A 17,892-nucleotide genomic window follows, 5' to 3' on the forward strand; every position below is an offset into this window, starting at 1 on the left:
TCCTAGGCCGTGAGGTCACGAAGATTGCGGACGATGACCTGCTGACCCAGCGGGATCTTGAAGGCGTTGTGTTCGTAGGCGCGCGAGCCCTTCATCGCCAGTTCTGCGACCCTGGCGAAGGTGCTCATGTCGGCACGCTGGCCGATCAGCGCCCGTTCAGCTTCGACGGCGCGCCACGGCTTGGTGCCCACACCGCCCAGCGCGATACGTGCATCGGTGATGCGCTTGCCATCCATGACCAGAATGACCGCACTGGAGGCCAGGGCGAACTGGTAGGAGGTGCGGTCACGCAGCTTCAGATACGACGAACGAGCGCCTGACAGCGGCGCATCCAGGGTCACATGAGTGATCAGTTCGTGAGGTGCGAGGGCATGTTCGCGCTGCGGTGTGTCACCGGGCAGCAGATGAAAATCGGCAAACGGAATATCCCGTGTGCCGCTGGCACTCTGAACCGTGACCTGGGCACCGATCGCTGCCATGCCGACACACATGTCCGACGGGTGCGTTGCAATGCAATGATCGCTGGTGCCAAGCACCGCATGCACGCTGCGATTCAGCCCGCCGATGGCTGCGCAACCCGAACCTGGCTGGCGCTTGTTGCACGCTGATACGTTGTCGCGAAAATACGGGCAGCGCACACGCTGCATGAGGTTACCGGCCGTGGTCGCCTTGTTGCGCAACTGGGTCGACGCTCCGGCAAGCAGCGCTTCGGACAGCACCGGGTAACGCTGCTGCACCAGCGGATGGCTGGCCAGGTCGGTGTTGCTGACCAATGCGCCGATGCGCAGACGCCCGTCAGGCAGCGACTCGACCTGTTTCAGCGCCAGGTGGTTGATGTCCACCAACTGCTCGGGCTGCATCACATCGAGTTTGACCAGATCGAGCAACGTGGTGCCACCTGCCAGGTAAAAACGCTGGCCCTGACCCGACGCCGACGTAACCGCCTGTGCGGGCGAAGCAGCCCGCGCGTAATCGAAAGTTCGCATCAGACGGCTCCCCCCATTTTCGAACGCGCCGACTGCACGGCCGAGAGAATGTTCTTGTAGGCACCACAGCGGCAAATGTTGCCGCTCATGGCTTCTCGCACACTGGCGTCATCCGAGGGAATGTTCGGGTCCTTGAGAATCGCGACGGCGCTCATGATCTGCCCAGAGGTGCAATAACCGCACTGGTAGGCGTCGTGTTCCCAGAAGGCTTCCTGAACCGGATGCAGCTTGCCGTTTTCGGCCAGCCCTTCGATGGTGGTGATGCTGTCGCCCTGATGCTGTACCGCGATGGACAGACAGGAATTGATCGCCACCCCGTTGACCAGCAACGTGCACGCGCCGCACTGGCCATGGTCGCAGCCTTTCTTGGTGCCGGTCAGTTGCAGGCGGTCACGTAACACGTCGAGCAGCACGGCATTGGCGGGCACGTTCAGGGTATGAACCTGGCCGTTGACCTTGAGCTGGATACGATGTTCGCCAGCCGCAGGTGCATCACTGTCTTCAATCACTGGAGCGACTGCGGCTGCGGGTGCTGCTTGCAACAGGCCGTCGGAGGGTATCCAGGTGGACAATGTGGCAGCCGCGATACCCGACGCGCCGAACTTCAGAAAGTTGCGACGCGAAGGCTGCACGGCACTGCTGTCGACAGCAGGTTCCTTGTGCTTTTCAGGTTCAGTCATCAGGATCACTCGGTAATAGCCGACGCTGCTATCAAGCAAGCGACGGGTGTTGTTTTAGGTCAGCGTTCCGGGCGTGCTCCTGCTCACTGACCTGTTATTTTTCATCGGTCATGAGAGCCAAAACGCTATCACCGGCATAAGTGTTTAACTGGTCTGCGCCGTTAAAGTTCCAACTCATTGACCGGCGTCTGTTTCCGGAGGTTGCGGGCACAGCGCACGAAGACCTGTTGACCCTAACAGTTGGTCAAAGCACTGATTAGCCGGCCAGATCAGCTAGCGGTCGTGAAAATTACTCATTAATGGATGACAAGAAGCGAAACGTTCGGGTCAGCAGGCGATATGGAACAGCGCGAACAGGCATGCACGGATCTGTGCAACTAGTGGCAGGCGGCTCAAGACTCGTCAGTAAATGACGATATAGAAAGTCTGGAAGGTCCAGAGGCGTCTAAATCAGGGCATTGGTGCCCGATAGTGTGATGGCACCTCGCAACGGAGGCCCGGATTATGCGAAAATGCCGCGTCTTCGCTTAATGGCCCCATGGTTTTGCGCAGCAGGCGTATAAAAATACGCTTCAGGCGTGTCTCCATGCCCCATCACGGCGTCTCAGACTCCGTGAACAGGCTGACCAGGTGTGCTTCGCGCGGGTGTAACCGGACAGGCTTCGGGCACCGCAGCACACCGACAGAGCAAAAATGTCACTCATGACGCTGAATCCAACGATGATAAGAAGCCAGCGCAGCAGGACATAAATTGAGGTCTCGAGCGGTATTATATTGGCCTTGTATGTCCACCTCTAGCCCCAGTGGGTGCGAGAGTTTGTCGCATACGTCAAAGCGTGTGACAGGCCAGCCCCTCAGGAGCAGTCGGCGGATGGCGTTTATCAGATGGATGACAGAATGTTTAAGAAAGTGAATACGGCCCTGCTGGGTATGGCCATCTCCATGGGCATCATGCCCGTGCATGCAGCTGAAACCAAAAAAGTCGACGTGCTGCTTGTTGGCGGCGGCATCATGAGTGCAACCCTCGCTGTCTGGCTCAATGAGCTGGAGCCGAGCTGGTCGATGGAAATGGTCGAGCGTCTCGACGGCGTCGCCGAAGAAAGCTCCAACGGCTGGAACAACGCCGGTACAGGTCACTCGGCGCTGGCCGAACTGAACTACACCCCTGAAGACAAGAACGGCAACGTCGACATCTCCAAGGCGATCGAGATCAACGAAGCGTTCCAGATCTCCCGTCAGTTCTGGTCCTGGCAGGTCAAGACCGGCGTCCTGAAAGACCCGCGCTCGTTCATCAACTCCACGCCGCACATGAGCTTCGTGTGGGGCGACAACAACATCCAGTTCCTGCGCAAGCGTTACGCAGCATTGCAAGCCAGCCCGCTGTTCAGCGGCATGCAGTACTCCGAGGACCACGAGCAGATCAAGAAGTGGGTTCCGCTGATGATGGAAGGTCGTGACCCGGCGCAGAAGCTGGCCGTGACCTGGAGCCCGATCGGCACCGACGTCAACTTCGGCGAGATCACTCGTCAGTTCGTCGCCAACCTGAAAGCCAAGCAGAATTTCAACCTGCAGTTGTCGAGCGAAGTCGAAGACATCAATCACAACGACGACGGCACTTGGCGCGTCAAGTACAAGAACCTGAAAGACGGTACCGTTACCGAAACCGACACCAAGTTCCTGTTCATCGGCGCCGGCGGTGCTGCTCTGCATCTGCTGCAAGAGTCGGGCATTCCTGAAGCCAAGGAATACGGCGGCTTCCCGGTTGGCGGTTCGTGGCTTGTCACTGACAACCAGACCCTGGCCATGCAACACATGGGCAAGGCCTACGGTATTGCTTCGACCGGTGCGCCACCCATGTCGGTTCCTCACCTGGACACCCGTGTCCTGGACGGTAAGCGCGTGATCCTGTTTGGCCCGTTCGCGACCTTCTCGACGAAGTTCCTGAAAAACGGTTCGTACTTCGATCTGCTGACCAGCACCACCACTCACAACGTATGGCCGATGACCCGCGTTGGTATCGAACAGTACCCGCTGATCGAATACCTGGCAGGTCAGGTGATGATGTCTGACGACGATCGCTTTGCTGCCCTGAAAGAATACTTCCCGAACGCCAAGAAAGAAGACTGGCGCCTGATGCAAGCCGGTCAGCGCGTACAGATCATCAAGCGTGACGAAGAGAAAGGCGGCGTTCTGAAACTGGGTACCGAAATCGTTGCTTCCAAGGACGGCTCCATCGCCGGTCTGCTGGGCGCATCGCCAGGTGCTTCGACCGCAGCGCCAATCATGCTGGGTGTGCTTGAGAAAGTCTTCAAGGACAAGGTAGCGACTCCGGCCTGGCAGGAAAAACTGCACCAGATCGTACCTAGCTACGGCACCAAGCTGAACAACAACCCGGATCGCGTTGCCGAGGAATGGGCTTACACAGCCGAAGTTCTGCAACTGACTCCACCACCGCCGGTGAACAAGACAGGCACGGCCCCAACGCCTGCCGCCCAGCCAGCGAAAAGCAATCCAGCCAGTGACATGGCTCTTTAAGGCTCTCACAGCTTGAAGCGAAGCCCCGCCAGACCTCGTCTGGCGGGGCTTTTTAATGCTCGCAACAGAATCACCCGCAAAAACCAGTTAAAACTACGCATCTTCTTGGCACCTGTTATGGTGAGCGGCTTCCTTCCACCTCTGGCTTACTCCAGCAGAGCGGCATGACCCAAGTCTCCACGCCGCACCTTCGCGGCAACCTCGCATTTCTTGCGCTGTCCATCTGGGCCACCGGCCGCCCGAAGCATTGTTGCGCCTGAAGAAGTCTGTGCGAATCGTTTCGACTGCCTGCCGCACCAGAGCAGCGACTGGCTGTTTCTGGCTGAAACACCCACTGGAGTTCACGTAAATGATCGAGCAGACACTCGAAGCAAGCCCTGATACCGCTCTCGAAGCGGCGCTTGCCGAATGTGCACGTGAACCGATCCGTGTTCCTGGCGCAATTCAGCCCCACGGTGTCTTGATAAGTGTCGCGGGCAAGCCTCTTTGTATCGAACAGGTCAGCGCCAATTGCTCGAAAGCGTTGGGGCTGGACAGCAAAGCGCTGCTGGGTAATCCGCTTTGCGTGCTGCTTTCGCCAGAACATTCGGCGCTTATCGATCAGGTGTATCACCACCCCGCCGTCCCCAACAGTGATCCAATACGCCTGACGGTGGGCGCTGTCGAATACAGTGCATCACTGCATCGCGCCGGAGAGGCGTTGATTATCGAGCTGGAGCCCTATGTCGAAGCGGCTCACGAACAGTCCAGAATCATTACCCGCGTGTTGCGCAACTTGCAGGCTGCCACCACTCTGGAAACCCTTTTCGATATCGGTGTTCACGAAATTCAGGCGCTTACCGGTTACGACCGGGTGATGATTTACCGCTTCGAGCCCGAAGGCCATGGCAAGGTGGTTGCACAGGCATTGACCGGCCCCCTGCCCAGCTACAGCGGCTTGAACTTCCCTGGCTCGGACATTCCTGCCCAGGCGCGCGAGTTGTATCGCCTGAACTGGATCAGGGTGATCCCGGACGCCACTTACGTTCCGGTCCCGTTGATACCGACTTTGCGCCCTGCCAGCGGGCAACCGCTCGACATGGGCTTCTCGACGCTGAGAAGCGTGTCCCCGGTGCATTGCGAGTATCTCAAGAACATGGGCGTACGCTCATCGATGAGTATCTCGCTGCTGGAGGGTGGCGAGCTGTGGGGCCTCATCGCCTGCGGCCATCCCGAACCGCTGTTGGTGCCCCGGGAATTGCGCGACGCCTGTGCAATGATCGGGCAACTGCTGTCGGTGAAAATTTCTGCAATCGTCGCGACACAGATCCAGCTTGAGCGGGAAGAGAAGGTCGTGCTGCTGCGGCAACTCGCCGACGCCATGAGCCGCGCCGATCATGACATTCTGGACGGCCTGATGAGCAGGCCCGAGCTGCTTCAGTCGCTGACACTGGCCGACGGTGCTGCGGTTCTGATTGGTGAACGCATACATCTGTTCGGTAACTGCCCGACGATCGATGAGGTGCAATCCCTGTACCTCTGGATACGCGACACGGGACTGACCAGTCAACGGGCCACACAGCAGGCGAAAGGCTTGCAGGGGCTGGGCGTTTTTCATACGGACTCGATGCAAAAAATCTACCCGGAAAGCGCCGCCTATCGAGCAGTGGCCAGCGGGATCATAGCGTTCACTTTACCCAAACCGGTCGATAACGCGGTCATATGGTTTCGTGCCCAGCTCACCTCTACCATGAACTGGAGCGGCGACCCCGCCCATCACGTCAGCACCAGCCCGGTGAGCTCTGCGAGCCATCGCCTGCGCCCGAGGCAGTCATTCGATGTCTGGAAGCAAGAGGTGACCGGTATCGCCAGACCGTGGTCCCAGGGCGATCTCTATGGCGCGGAAGACCTGCGCCGTTCCGCCCTGGAAATCGACCTTGAGCGACAGGTGCAACGTGAGCAGGAAGCGGTGCGCTTGCGGGATGAGCTGGTTGCAGTGGTTTCCCACGACCTGCGTAACCCGATGTCCATCATTATCATGCAGTGCGGCATGATGCAGCGCTGGACGGTCGGTGACTCGAGCTTTGAAAATCGCAATATCCGCCGCGCGCTGAGCACCATCGAAAAAGCCACAACGCGCATGAACAGTCTGCTGGAGGACCTGCTCGATACCGCACAGATCGAAGCCGGCCGCTATCAGCTGTCTCGCCTGCCGCTCAGCGTCACCAGCCTGCTGGAAGAAGCTTGCAGCCTGCTGGTCATGCTCACGACCGAGAAGAATATCGAGCTCAACTGCAGCGCTGCGCAGGGTCTGGTGATCGACGCAGACCCGGAACGGATCTTCCAGGTGCTGTCCAACCTGGTCGGTAACGCCATCAAGTTCACCCCGAAGGGAGGCCGGATAAATATTGAAGCGGTCGCCCATGACAACGAGGTGCTGTTCAGGGTCAGTGATGACGGGATCGGCATCCCGGCAGAACATCTGCCGTACATTTTTCAGCGCTACTGGTCCGTCAAGGAAGGCAACCCGCGTGGCAATGGCCTGGGGCTCTATATCTGCCAGGGCATCATCACCGCCCACGACGGCCGGTTATGGGCAGAAAGCTCGCTCGACTCAGGCAGCGTGTTTTCTTTCACGCTTCCCACGCATCAGGGGCTGGACACCGTTGGCGAGACGACTTTTCTGAAACAGAGCGGCACCACTCACCGCCTGGCCCAATCGATCTCCAGCAAGCTGGAGCGTCAGCAACTGGAAGATCGCCTGACCCGCGCAGGGCTGCTGAACGAGCTGAATCACCGGGTTAAAAACACCCTGGCAACCGTTCAGGCGATTGCCTCTCTCACGGTCAACAGCTCCGCCTCTCTTGATTCCTTTCGCAAGAGTTTCGATGCGCGTCTGTTCGCACTGAGCCAGGCTCACGATGCCCTGGCACGCGCAGAATGGATTTCCACCGAACTGGTCGATCTGATAGAGCAACTGCAGGAAGTGGACAGCGGCAAGCACAGGATTGCCTTCAAAGGAGATCCGGTCACGCTGGAGCCGCGGATTTCACTAACGCTTTCAATGGTGCTCCATGAGTTGATGACCAATGCCGTGCAACACGGTTCGCTCTCGTCATCGACAGGTCAGGTGACCGTGATCTCCACCTTGAATGGCAAACATAATCCTCCCACGCTGACTCTCGACTGGCTGGAAACAGACGGCCCGTTGATCCCCCCAAGCACTGTAAAAGGTTTCGGTTTTCGCTTGATACGCCGCAGTATCGAGCGAGAGCTCAAAGGCAAGGTCGACATTCAGTTCGCCACTACCGGTATCAGTTGCTCAATGCTGATCCCCTGGCCAGACAAACCGGAAAACAGCCTATGAGTCTCGAATCAAATGGAACAACGCTCCCCAGAGTGTTACTGGTGGAAGACGAGACCATGCTCGCGATGCTGATGGAAATGATGCTTGAAGACCTGGGTTTCGCGACCGCCTACCATGCAAGCACGCTGAACGACGGTGTTAAATTCGCCCGCAATGGCGAGTACGACCTGGCCATACTGGATATCAACATTATCGGCGGCACGTCGTTTCCGATAGCAGCCGCCATTGCCGATAGGGGCATACCCTTCATGTTTTGTTCGGGGTACGGACGACTGGGTATTCCTGACACATGGGCGGACCGTCAATGTGTTGCCAAGCCTTTCAGTGCAGACCAATTAAGCCGGGCTCTGAACGATTTGCTTCAGGTGTAAACAAGGCAACACGACCGGTTAAAGGGGAGCAGCACATGGGCTGAAACTCCCCTGTAAAGTCTCACCAGCGCAGGCATGCTGCCCGCTCAACGTTCCGGCAATCTGTTATCAACGGCTGTTGGCTTACGATTGTAGTAAGTCGCCACCGCTACCAGGATCAACAAGACGGCGAGCAATACGGCGGAAGAGCCTACCGTACCGAAATCCAGCCCGCCCTTTTCGTGAGGCTTGGTCAGCACATCGCCCAGCGTCGCTCCGAACGGCCGTGTCAGAACAAAGGCAATCCAGAACAGCATGATTGAAGAGAGCCTGGTCGTGAAATGCAGAATGACGACCAGCGCAATGGCAGAACCAATGAGTAATGCTCCCCCGGCAAAGCCAAGCCCCGAATCATCAGCGAGATAATCACCCAGCGCGGTGCCTAATGTGTTCGAGATCAGGATCGCAAACCAGTAGAACAGCTCACCCTTGAGGCTGGTGACTTTGTCGACCGAAAGCGACTTCTCACTTGCGTACCAGGCGCAAAAGATAACCATCAATGCGGCAATCAGCAGCGCGGAGCCCAATGCGTAGCCAAGCCCGAGCGTTCGGTCCATGAAGTCCGACATCGTGGTGCCCGCAGTACTGGTAGACAGAATGACCAGCCAGTAAAGCATCGGGTGATAGCGCCTGGAAGCAAGCTGGGTGACCAGCGTTGCCGCGAACAGGCTGATCAGAATCACTGAGCTGACCGCATACCCGACATTCAGCGTCATCGACAATAAGTCTCCCGCCGTTTCGCCGAGTGTGGTCGCGCAGATTTTCATGATCCAGAACGCCAACGTTATCTGGGGCAGTTTATTCATGGTGTCTACCTGGGTGATCAAAGCGAGAGGTCTTTTCGCTAAAAGCGAACGATGGCCATCATCACGGTCCAGATGTTTGAAATGTGTCAGACAATAATGAAAAACTGATTGAGGCAGGGCTGGCGATACAAGACAGGCGGGGCGCAAAAGTCAGGCCGGGGTTGGCCCCCGGCCTGATTCAATCACGAAGCGATGGTGGAATCCTCCGGCCCTGGCCACTCATTGTCAGGTATGTCCATGATGGTGCCGTCCTTGACGCCATCAATCTCGTACTGGGTCAGGTAGTCCCTGAGATGATCGGAGAAACGGTCGACGCGGGTCTCCTGCTTGCCCTCCTCGATCAAACCTGGAATCAACATGGCCAGCGCGCCTATTCCGGCGGCCGCAATCCCCAGGCTGCCCGCCAGCAGTGGCAAGGCGCGAACCACGCTGCCTGTCAGCTGGAAGACGCCGGCCGCGCCTTCGGCCGCTGACGCCAGGCCAGCCATTGCACCCAGTGAGCCCGCAGTGATGCTCATGCCGCCAGCGACCAGCTCACCTTTGCGGATCGACTTCACGCCATCGAAGATGCCATAAGCCCCGGCAGCCACACCGGCCAGTCCGCCGAGGCCTTTGGCGGCGTTTTCCAATTTCGACAGATTGCCGGTGATGTAGGCATAGGCGGACGGGTTGGCGGTGTCTTTAACGGCTTTGAACTTGTCGGTGAAATGCTTGACGCCGCCTTCGACCAACAAGGTGGCGCTTTGCACCGAGCCGGTAGTGATGTCGACGACCTGCCGATCAGTCAAGGCACCCGCGCCGTTGGCGCCCTTGGCGATGGTGATACCGGCCATGAACAGGCCGCTGACACCATGCAGCACACCTGCATTGGAGGCCGCCTTGATCGAAGAATCCTTGCTGAACAGGCCCAACTCGGAAATCGACTTGGTGCCCTGGCGCAGCAGATCCCAATTGCCTCTGAACACGCCCAGAATCTGGTCGGAAGTGGCAGGCTTGCCGTCGGCATTCATCAACAATTCGGGATTACTCTCGGCGACCTGATCAATCAATGACCTGACCTTCGCCTCATCCAGCGTATCGCCGCCGTCAACGCCGAAGGCCTTCTTGAGGTCATCGAAACTGGCGTCCTTGAAGACGTTATCCTGGGCGATATCGGTGTAGTTTTTGGTGGCGGCGTCATCGAATTTATTGGTGAACGCCGGGTTCAGCGCAGCGTTATACATCGCCACTTCCATGCTGAACTGGCTGGTTGCCACCTCAAAGCTTTCGGTCTTGAGCAGCTCTTTCAGACGCTCACCCGACACCAGGGATTTTTCATAGAACGATTCGAAATCCTTGTTGTGGGTGGACTTCTGCACGGCCGCCTGAATTTCACTCGGGTTGCTCACGCCCAGTGATTCCTGAACGCTTTGCGCCGAGCTATAGAATTGCGCCAGTGCAGTCTGCTGATCGGTCTTGCCATCCTTGGTATTGGCGTCCCACAGGGTGTCGAGTGCCTTGCCGGTCTTGATGTCGTTGTCATAGGTGCTTTGCAGTGCGTTTTTCAGGCCGTCGCTGCCCTCCAGCACCTTGCTCAATTCACTGGTCGCGTTCTCGTTGTAGAACTTGACCACTTCAGGGTCTTTTTCGAGCGTCGCGATGTGCTCGTTGACGTCATCAAGCAGCTTTTGCGCGTCAGGATGGCTGCGCACATTGTTGGCAATCTGCACCTGAGACTTGTCATCCTTCCACATGCCAGCGCCACTGCCCTTGACGATCAGGCTTTGTGCAGCCTTGAGCTCTTGCAGAACGGCAGCCTTTTGTTCGGCGGTGTAGTTTTGCGGATTATCGAACACGTCCTTGTTGAGCGCGTCGGTATTGACCTTGTTGAGCAGGTTGCCTTCGGCGACGACTTCCAGCAGCGTGCCGACCGCACCGACGTCTTTCGGGGAGGTAGTCTTGATAAAGGCCTGAATATCACCACGGCTGGCCTTGCCGTCGGTGCCTTGCTCAAGCGGGCTTTTGGCGTTATCCAGCAGCGCGAAGGCACCGGGTTGCGACCAGAAGTCCAGCGCCTCCCTGACCTCTTTGTCGAGCTGCGGGTTCTTGTCCTTGTAGGCCGCCAGCGCTTCGGGGTTCAAGTCCTTCGAGCCGGTCTTGCCCTTGATCGCATCATGGTTCTCGTCGAGAATCGCGGCGTACCGGGCGATCTGCTTCGAGGCGTCATCTGCATCGGGGTTGGCCTTGAGAAAATCCTTGTAGCTGCTGATGTCTTCGCTTTTCTTCAATTCGGGCAACGCATCGAAGCCCAGTTTGCCGAAGTCCTGCAAGCGGCCAGCCTCGGTGCCATGTTTGGCCTCGGCACCTTTGGTGAAGCCGTCGACGCGGCTGTTAAACACATCACCGCCTGACTGGACCTCACCCTTTTCGTTGTACATCGTCACCCGGTCGAGCACCTGAGCGGCACGAAACGCGGCGTTGGCATCCTTTTCGAAATCACCGACCCGCTCTTTGAGCATGTCCTTGACGCCGCTCTGGTTACCGAGATTCTTGAGCAGCGGATTGGCATCAATGATGTCCTGAGCCGAGCGCTGGTCATCCTTGGGCAGCTCCCACAGAAAGCCGAGCTTCTCGGCCTGCTCGCGAGCCTGGGTATTCTCACCGGCGACAGACACATTGGCCAGTTCGCCCTTGAGGCTGGAAAAACCGTCTTTGCCGAAATCCTGCAACCGGCCGGCTTCAGTACCATTGCGGGCCTCGCCACTTTTGGTGAAGCCATTGATACTGCCGTTGGCGACATCACTGCCGACAATCCGCGCACCGTTACCGTCGAACTGTTCGATATGCGCCAGCACCTGGGTAGCACGATAGGCAGCGTCAGCGTCGTTATCGAAATCGCCAACCTGCTCCTTCAGCATGTCCCTGACGTCACTCTGATTGCCCAGATTTCCGAGCAAGGGATCGCCTTCGACAATGCTCCTGGCGTCCCTTTCATCCCCTGCCGGACGCTCCCATTGGATGCCCAGTTTCTCGGCCTGCTCGCGGGTGGCAGGGTCGTTGGCAGCGGATCTTGTTTCGTGCAGTTTGCCTCTGAGGCTTGAAAATCCGTCCTTGCCGAAATCCTTCAGGCGACCGGCTTCTGTACCGTGTCTGGCATCGCTGCTACTGGTATAGCCGTCAATGCGATTGTTACCGATGTCCTTGCCTGCCAGGCGGTCGCCGTTGGCGTCGAAGGTTTCAATGTGTTCGAGCAATTGCACGGCACGAAACGCAGCGTTGGAATCCTTGGTGTAGTCGCCAACCTGAGCGATCAGATTTTCCTTGGCTTCTCGCTTGTCACCGCGCCCGCCCAGATTTTTCAGCAACGGGCTATCGTCGATGATTTGCTGTGCAGAGCGTTTGTCGTCGTCAGGCAACTGCCACTGGATCCCGACTTCTCTGGATTGCTGTACAGCCTGTTCCCAGGCTTTGGCGTCTGCCGGATCAGTGGGTTTTTCAGTGGTGATCTTATTAACAGTCGTCATTGTTTTTCCTTCCATTGGTCACCCGAAACTTCCATCGCTATAGCGCTGCCTGCACAGCTAAAGCGGCGCTGCCATGGATTGAACGGATGCGAGCCGGGCCTTTACAGGCAGAGGCGCGGAGCCTGGATAACTGTCAGGCGTCCGCTATCGGAATTGATTAAAACGGCTTTGCGTTAAGGAGGGATGACACCACTGTAAGAGTTGCTTGAAAACGGATGACCGGAGTATTGAATAATCACCCCACACGACTGCTAATGAAGTCCGCAACTCGGCACAGAAAACACATCCAGTAACACTTAATTATTAATCGAGTGCCGTCCATCAAGACTTTTACGACAATCCAGTAATTGATAGTTCGATTAACCGTTTATCAACTGCACCAAGTTGCTGGTAACGCAAACGTGGTCTGTTGAAAAAAGGTACCTGCACGTTCGGCAATGACTGGCGTAAAGAACCAGTCGGGCAAACTCTACGCTGATAAAAAATTCACTGTAAGCCGACCAACGGTACACGAACCGACGGCGAGTTGCTGTCAATTAACATGGGCGCGATTTGTGCATTGCTCTCTAAACAGTCATCTCGTGTCACTAGACTCTCCCCTTGCCCGGAAAGTCGACGTTTTAAACCAGGCATGCGGTCAAGCAACTGCGCATGCCCGACAATTCGGGGCCTCGGGTAAGTTACAGCGTACCCATTGAACGTCAGTTGGCTTCAGCAGATACAAGAACAGGCATCAACACACAGACACAGATCGGGACCTTCATGCTCCCGCACGGTGCGCTGGCGCAGTTATTACTTCTGACACAGGTCTAAGCATGGATTTTGAAGCAAGCGGCCAAGATGCAATGGCCACCCCTGGAACAGGTGATTCGTCACGCAGCCATGAGGCCATCCACTTCGGCTCTTTCACCCTGCTTCCACGCGAATATTTGCTGCTCAAGGATTCACAGCCGGTGCCACTGGGTAGCCGCGCAATGGCGTTGCTGGTCGCTTTTGCCACACGTCCCGGCGAGCTGCTGGAGAAGTCTGAACTGCTGGCACTGGCCTGGCCCAGAGCGGTGGTCGAGGAATGCAACCTGCGCGCCCAGATCGTTGCCTTGCGTAGAGCGCTGGAGAACGACGAAAGTTACATCGTTACCGTGCCCGGTCGTGGTTACCGGTTTGTTGCGCCGGTCAGCGTGCGACCGGATCTCCGCCAGGAGTCCCCGGCAGTGGATACGTTCTCCGCTGTGCCAGCGCCGCATCGTCAGGTGCTCGGACGCGACGAACTGATCCGACAACTGCTGGAACTGACCCTCAGCCGACGCTTGCTGACCCTGACCGGCCCGGGCGGCGTTGGCAAAACCACCGTAGCGCTGGCACTGGCTGACAGCCTGGCCGCGCATTCTTGCCTCAGCACGGCCTTTGTCGACCTGACTCCGGTCAAAAGCGCCCAACCGATATTGGGGAGAATTGCCTTTGCACTGGGCCTGAGCGCCGAAAACGAACAGCCTTTGCACGACATACCACCCTCGTTGGTCAGCCGCCCGCAGTTGCTGGTGCTCGATAATTGCGAGCATGTACTGGATGAAACCGCCGCTGCGGTCGAAACGTTGCTGGCCAATGCGCCACTGTGCTGCATCGTCGTCACCAGTCGGGAGCCGCTGCGTGCGCAAGGCGAATGGGTGCATGAACTCGGCCCTCTGCAAGTGCCGGACGAACACGAAGCGATCACTGCCGGGCAGGCCATGACCTATTCCGGCGTGGAGCTTTTCGTCACCCGCGCCAGAGAGCAGGATCCCGAATTTTCCTTCAACGACAGCGATGCCGAAACAGTCGCCGCCATCTGCCGCAAACTGGACGGCAACCCGTTGGCCATCGAACTGGCCGCTGCACGCGCCAGGACGTTTGGCATTCACGATCTGGTCGGCCTGCTGGACGGCAGTTTTCGCCTGCAAATGACCGGGCTGCGTACCGCCCTGCCACGCCAGCGTTCGCTGAGTGCCACGCTGGACTGGACCTACGGCATGCTCAGCACGCACGAGCAGGCCCTGCTGCGTCAGCTGTCGATATTCAACGGCTCATTTACCATTGACGGGGCAATGGCGATCGTCAACATCGGTCTGCCTGATGTACGAATGACGTTGCCGATGCTCGAAAGCCTGCTCGACAAATCCCTGCTGAGCACCTTCGATCACAGCCAGGGCAAACGCTTTCGACTGCTGGAAACCACACGCCTTTACGCCCATGAAAAGCTCGTACAGCTTGATGATGTGCCACGGTTGTGCAGCGCCCACGCGCGATGGGCGATGACCCTGCTCGAACAAGCCAGACTGGATCTCGAACAGCTTCCCCAGGAGCTATGGACTCAGCGTTACGGGGTGGAAATCGATACCGTGCGTGCAGCCCTGACCTGGGCCTTTTCGGCCGAGGGCGACCGCCAGTCGGGAGTGGAACTGACCCTGTGCAGCTCGCCGTTGTGGCTCAGGCTGTCGCTGGTGCGCGAATATCAGGACTGGGTCAACCAGGGCTTGCCCCGCCAGCTGGAAGAGGTGCAGATGGACCGTCGGCAGCGCATGCGCCTGCTGACCATGTCCGGCAGCATACTGATGCTGACCTACGGCGCCGGGCAGAAAATGCGCGAGGTCTGGCAGCAGGTCAGTGAAGATGCCGAGGCGCTCGACGACTCCGAATACCGTCTGCGGGCCTTGTGGGGGCAATGGAACGATCACACCTGCAGCAACAAGCACGTGCAAGGCACGCGGGTCGCCTCGCAGTTTCTCGCGCTGGGCAAGGATTACCGGATCGCCGACTGTCAGTTGCTGGGCCGACGGATGCGCGCGACCAGCGCATTTTACATGGGCGATATGAAGACCGCCCGCCAGGCCATCGAAGAAGCGCTCGGTGCTCCACGCTCGCCGTCATCGCACATCATCGACATGCATTTCGATCAGCGGATTGCTGCACAGTCACTACGGGCTCAGGTTCAGTTGCTGATCGGTAACACGGGGCAGGCGATGGTGGCGCTGGACATCAATGTGAAGCAGGCGGTTGCGCTGAGTCATCCTGCGACGTTGTGGTACACCCTGGCGATCAGTGCGATCCCTGCAACGCTGATCGCCGGTACGCTGCACAAGACGCGGTACTTTCTGAACCTTCTCAGGCAGAGCAGCGAGCGGCAACCGCTGCATATCTGGCGTCAGTTGACCTCGTGTTACGAAAGCATTCTGGCGATCCGCGAAGGCGACGCTGCAACCGGTGTGCCGCTGCTGGGAGAAGCGCTTCAGCAGTTACGCAATCATGTTGAAACGCCGTTGCATGCGATGCTGCACACCGAGTACGCGTCAGGACTGGCGGCGCTCAGGCTTGAACCATTGGCACTGGAAATCCTCGACGAACTTCACGTTGGCGCGGTAGAAAATCAGGATCGCTGGTATCTGCCGGAGATCATGCGCGTCAAAGCGCAGTTGATGCTTGATCAGCCGCATGCTTATGCACTCGAGGATGTGCGCAAGATGCTGACTCAAGCACTGGATATAGCCCGTGAAGACGGCACGCATTTCTGGGCGTGGCGCATCAACACCGACCTTAACCGCCTGAAAGTCGTGCCCGGCACGCCCATGACCTGCCACAGCCCGGCGATGCACTGAAGGCGCGGCATGACATCTATGCATGCCAATGCATTGCGCGAAAGTCAGTTGGACGTGTGTATAACAATGAGCGCTGGAGCGTGCTGAACGAGAATCATGTAACTCTCGTGCCAATGGCTGTGCTGAGATCAGATCAGCCGCTGTGCCACCAGTGCATCGGCCACCGCCTGGAAGGTGTTTTCCGGCACCGGATCGCCTGCCACGCTTCGTTTTGCAATGGACTCGGCGAGGCTTGCGTCGGGCCACAGGGCGATGCCCAGTGGTGCGGCCTCGGCCAGTAAGGCTGCGGATTCGTGTGCTGCGGCGCGGCAGACGACTATCGGCACTGGCGTTTCGCCGCGAACATAGCGCACCCCCACCACCCAGCCACCCGCGTCGCCGATCATCAGTGACGCCCGCGCCAAGCCAAGCTTGGTCGCCAGTGCCTGCATTTCCCGCCGTTGGCGCTGACGCTCGCGCTTGATCATCGGGTCGCCGTCGACGTCTTTGCGTTCGCGTTTTTGCTCGCTGTGGCTCATTTTCATTTCCCGGCCAAACAGCCAGCGCTGCATCAGCACATCCACTGCACCGACCAGCAGAAACGCCGCCAGCACGGTAAACACCAGAGGCTTGAGCACCAGGTAGAATGTCGACTCGATGCAACCTTCGCCACAGCGCGAAGACTCCATCAGCGCTTGCAGGGCCTGGCGGCCGACAACGTAAAACGCCAGCCCCAGCAGCACCACCTTGACCAGCCCCTTGAGGAACTCGATCAGGTTACGCATGGCAAAAATGCGCTTGAAACCTTCTGCTGGATTGATCCGTTTGATGTCCGGCTGAATGGGCTCGACCGAAAACACGACGCCGCGCATGGTCACGATATTGGTCAGAATCACCGCCCCGACCGTCACGGCCACCACCGGCAAGGTGATGCCGATGACGATCTGCTCGGCATGATCCAGCAGCCGTGGCCAGACATCGTTGAAGGGTTCGATGTAGATCAATGCCGCCAGGTCGATCAACGCTTCGACCTGCGCACGCGCCTTGGGCAACAAGACCGAAATGCACAACGTACACAACAGAATCACCATGCCGGAAACCAGGTCCTGACTTTTCGCGACCTGGCCCTTCTTGCGCGCATCGCGCAGCTTCTTGTCCGTGGCCGGCTGGCTTTTTTCCTCGCTGGATTCGCCCATTCAGGGTGCCTCGCTGGCCATTGCCTTGAGCACTTCAACCGTTCCGCGGAACTGCGCCAACTGATCGATCATCACCGGAATCAGAAAACCGATGTAGACCACCATCAACACCGAGAAGAACAGGTTCTTGACCGGCAATGACAGATCGAAAATATGCAGGCTGGGGGCCATGCGTGAAAGGTAAGCCAGCATCAGGTCGGTGATCAGCATCGCAATGAGCAGCGGCGCGACCATCAGCACACCAATGCGCATCACCTGATCGAGAATCGCCAGAATGGACATCAGGGCGGCACTGCTGAACAGCGGCGTGAATTCGGTGACCGGCCAGAGCTGATAGCTGTGGTAATAGCCGTCGACCATCAGGATGAAACCGCCGGACATGAAAAACAGCGTGATCAGCATCACCGTGAGCAATGTCGCCATCACGCTCGCCTCACCCTGCCCCAACGGGTCCACCAGTTGCTCCATGGTCGAGCCGCGTTGCAGGTCAATCAGTTCGCCTGCCACTTCGGCGGCCCAGAACGGGATACCGAACAACAGCCCGATCAGCAAGCCGATCAGCAGTTCCTTGATCATCAACCCCGCAAGAAAAAAACCGCTGTGCTCGGGCATCGACGTGAACGCGGAGAATACCGGCAGGATCATCGGCACCGAGATCGCCACCGCCACGCAGCCGCGAATCATGCCGGTCAGGCCCAGCCGGTTGAACGCCGGTGTAATGATCACCACGCCCATGGCCCGTGATGCTGCCAGCGACGCGGAGCTGATCACCGGATAGGCGACTTCGATGAACGCATTGGTCAGGTCAGCGCCCATGGCAGC

The 17,892-nt window shown here is 58.1% G+C and carries 10 protein-coding genes; 4 read left to right on the top strand and 6 right to left on the bottom strand.

The window, feature by feature from the left end; all coding sequences use genetic code 11:
* Nucleotides 1-2: 2 nt before the first annotated feature.
* A complete protein-coding gene (locus N018_RS15010) occupies nucleotides 3-986 on the bottom strand; it encodes an FAD binding domain-containing protein (protein ID WP_025390108.1) in 984 nt (327 codons plus the stop codon).
* Nucleotides 986-1,666: a (2Fe-2S)-binding protein gene (locus tag N018_RS15015; protein ID WP_025390109.1), complete on the bottom strand. Its 681-nt coding sequence runs from the start codon at nucleotides 1,664-1,666 to the stop codon at nucleotides 986-988. Before N018_RS15015 ends, N018_RS15010 begins: the two co-directional genes overlap by 1 nt.
* Nucleotides 1,667-2,563: 897 nt before the next feature.
* On the opposite strand from N018_RS15015, the gene mqo reads away from it, so the two are divergent.
* From mqo to N018_RS15030, 3 genes are all read left to right on the top strand, one after another.
* A complete protein-coding gene (mqo, locus tag N018_RS15020; RefSeq protein ID WP_025390110.1) occupies nucleotides 2,564-4,201 on the top strand; it encodes a malate dehydrogenase (quinone) in 1,638 nt (545 codons plus the stop codon).
* Between the two features lie 349 nt (nucleotides 4,202-4,550).
* The gene (locus N018_RS15025; RefSeq protein ID WP_025390111.1) at nucleotides 4,551-7,547 is read left to right on the top strand and encodes an ATP-binding protein; all 2,997 of its coding nucleotides are present in this window, start codon (nucleotides 4,551-4,553) and stop codon (nucleotides 7,545-7,547) included.
* On the top strand, nucleotides 7,544-7,918 hold the full coding sequence (locus N018_RS15030) for a response regulator (protein WP_024644531.1): 375 nt from the start codon (nucleotides 7,544-7,546) through the stop codon (nucleotides 7,916-7,918). The genes N018_RS15025 and N018_RS15030 overlap by 4 nt, the downstream gene beginning before the upstream one ends.
* 86 nt (nucleotides 7,919-8,004) lie before the next feature.
* Here N018_RS15030 and N018_RS15035 read toward each other — a convergent pair whose 3' ends face one another.
* A complete protein-coding gene (locus tag N018_RS15035; RefSeq protein ID WP_024644532.1) occupies nucleotides 8,005-8,763 on the bottom strand; it encodes a COG4705 family protein in 759 nt (252 codons plus the stop codon).
* A 182-nt stretch (nucleotides 8,764-8,945) separates the two neighbouring features.
* The gene (locus tag N018_RS15040) at nucleotides 8,946-12,266 is read right to left on the bottom strand and encodes a type III effector HrpK domain-containing protein (RefSeq protein ID WP_025390112.1); all 3,321 of its coding nucleotides are present in this window, start codon (nucleotides 12,264-12,266) and stop codon (nucleotides 8,946-8,948) included.
* A gap of 815 nt (nucleotides 12,267-13,081) precedes the next feature.
* Between N018_RS15040 and N018_RS15045 the strand changes: the two genes are divergently transcribed.
* On the top strand, nucleotides 13,082-15,895 hold the full coding sequence (locus tag N018_RS15045) for an ATP-binding protein (protein WP_025390113.1): 2,814 nt from the start codon (nucleotides 13,082-13,084) through the stop codon (nucleotides 15,893-15,895).
* A 128-nt stretch (nucleotides 15,896-16,023) separates the two neighbouring features.
* Here the strand turns inward: N018_RS15045 and N018_RS15050 are convergent, their stop codons facing one another.
* Both N018_RS15050 and sctT read right to left on the bottom strand, forming a co-directional pair.
* On the bottom strand, nucleotides 16,024-17,070 hold the full coding sequence (locus N018_RS15050; protein WP_024644535.1) for an EscU/YscU/HrcU family type III secretion system export apparatus switch protein: 1,047 nt from the start codon (nucleotides 17,068-17,070) through the stop codon (nucleotides 16,024-16,026).
* Complete coding sequence (sctT, locus tag N018_RS15055) at nucleotides 17,071-17,886, bottom strand: type III secretion system export apparatus subunit SctT (RefSeq protein ID WP_024644536.1); 816 nt, start codon at nucleotides 17,884-17,886, stop codon at nucleotides 17,071-17,073.
* Between the last annotated feature and the right edge of the window lie 6 nt (nucleotides 17,887-17,892).

Source organism: Pseudomonas syringae CC1557, from assembly GCF_000452705.1.
Classification (GTDB): Bacteria; Pseudomonadota; Gammaproteobacteria; order Pseudomonadales; family Pseudomonadaceae; genus Aquipseudomonas; species Aquipseudomonas syringae_F.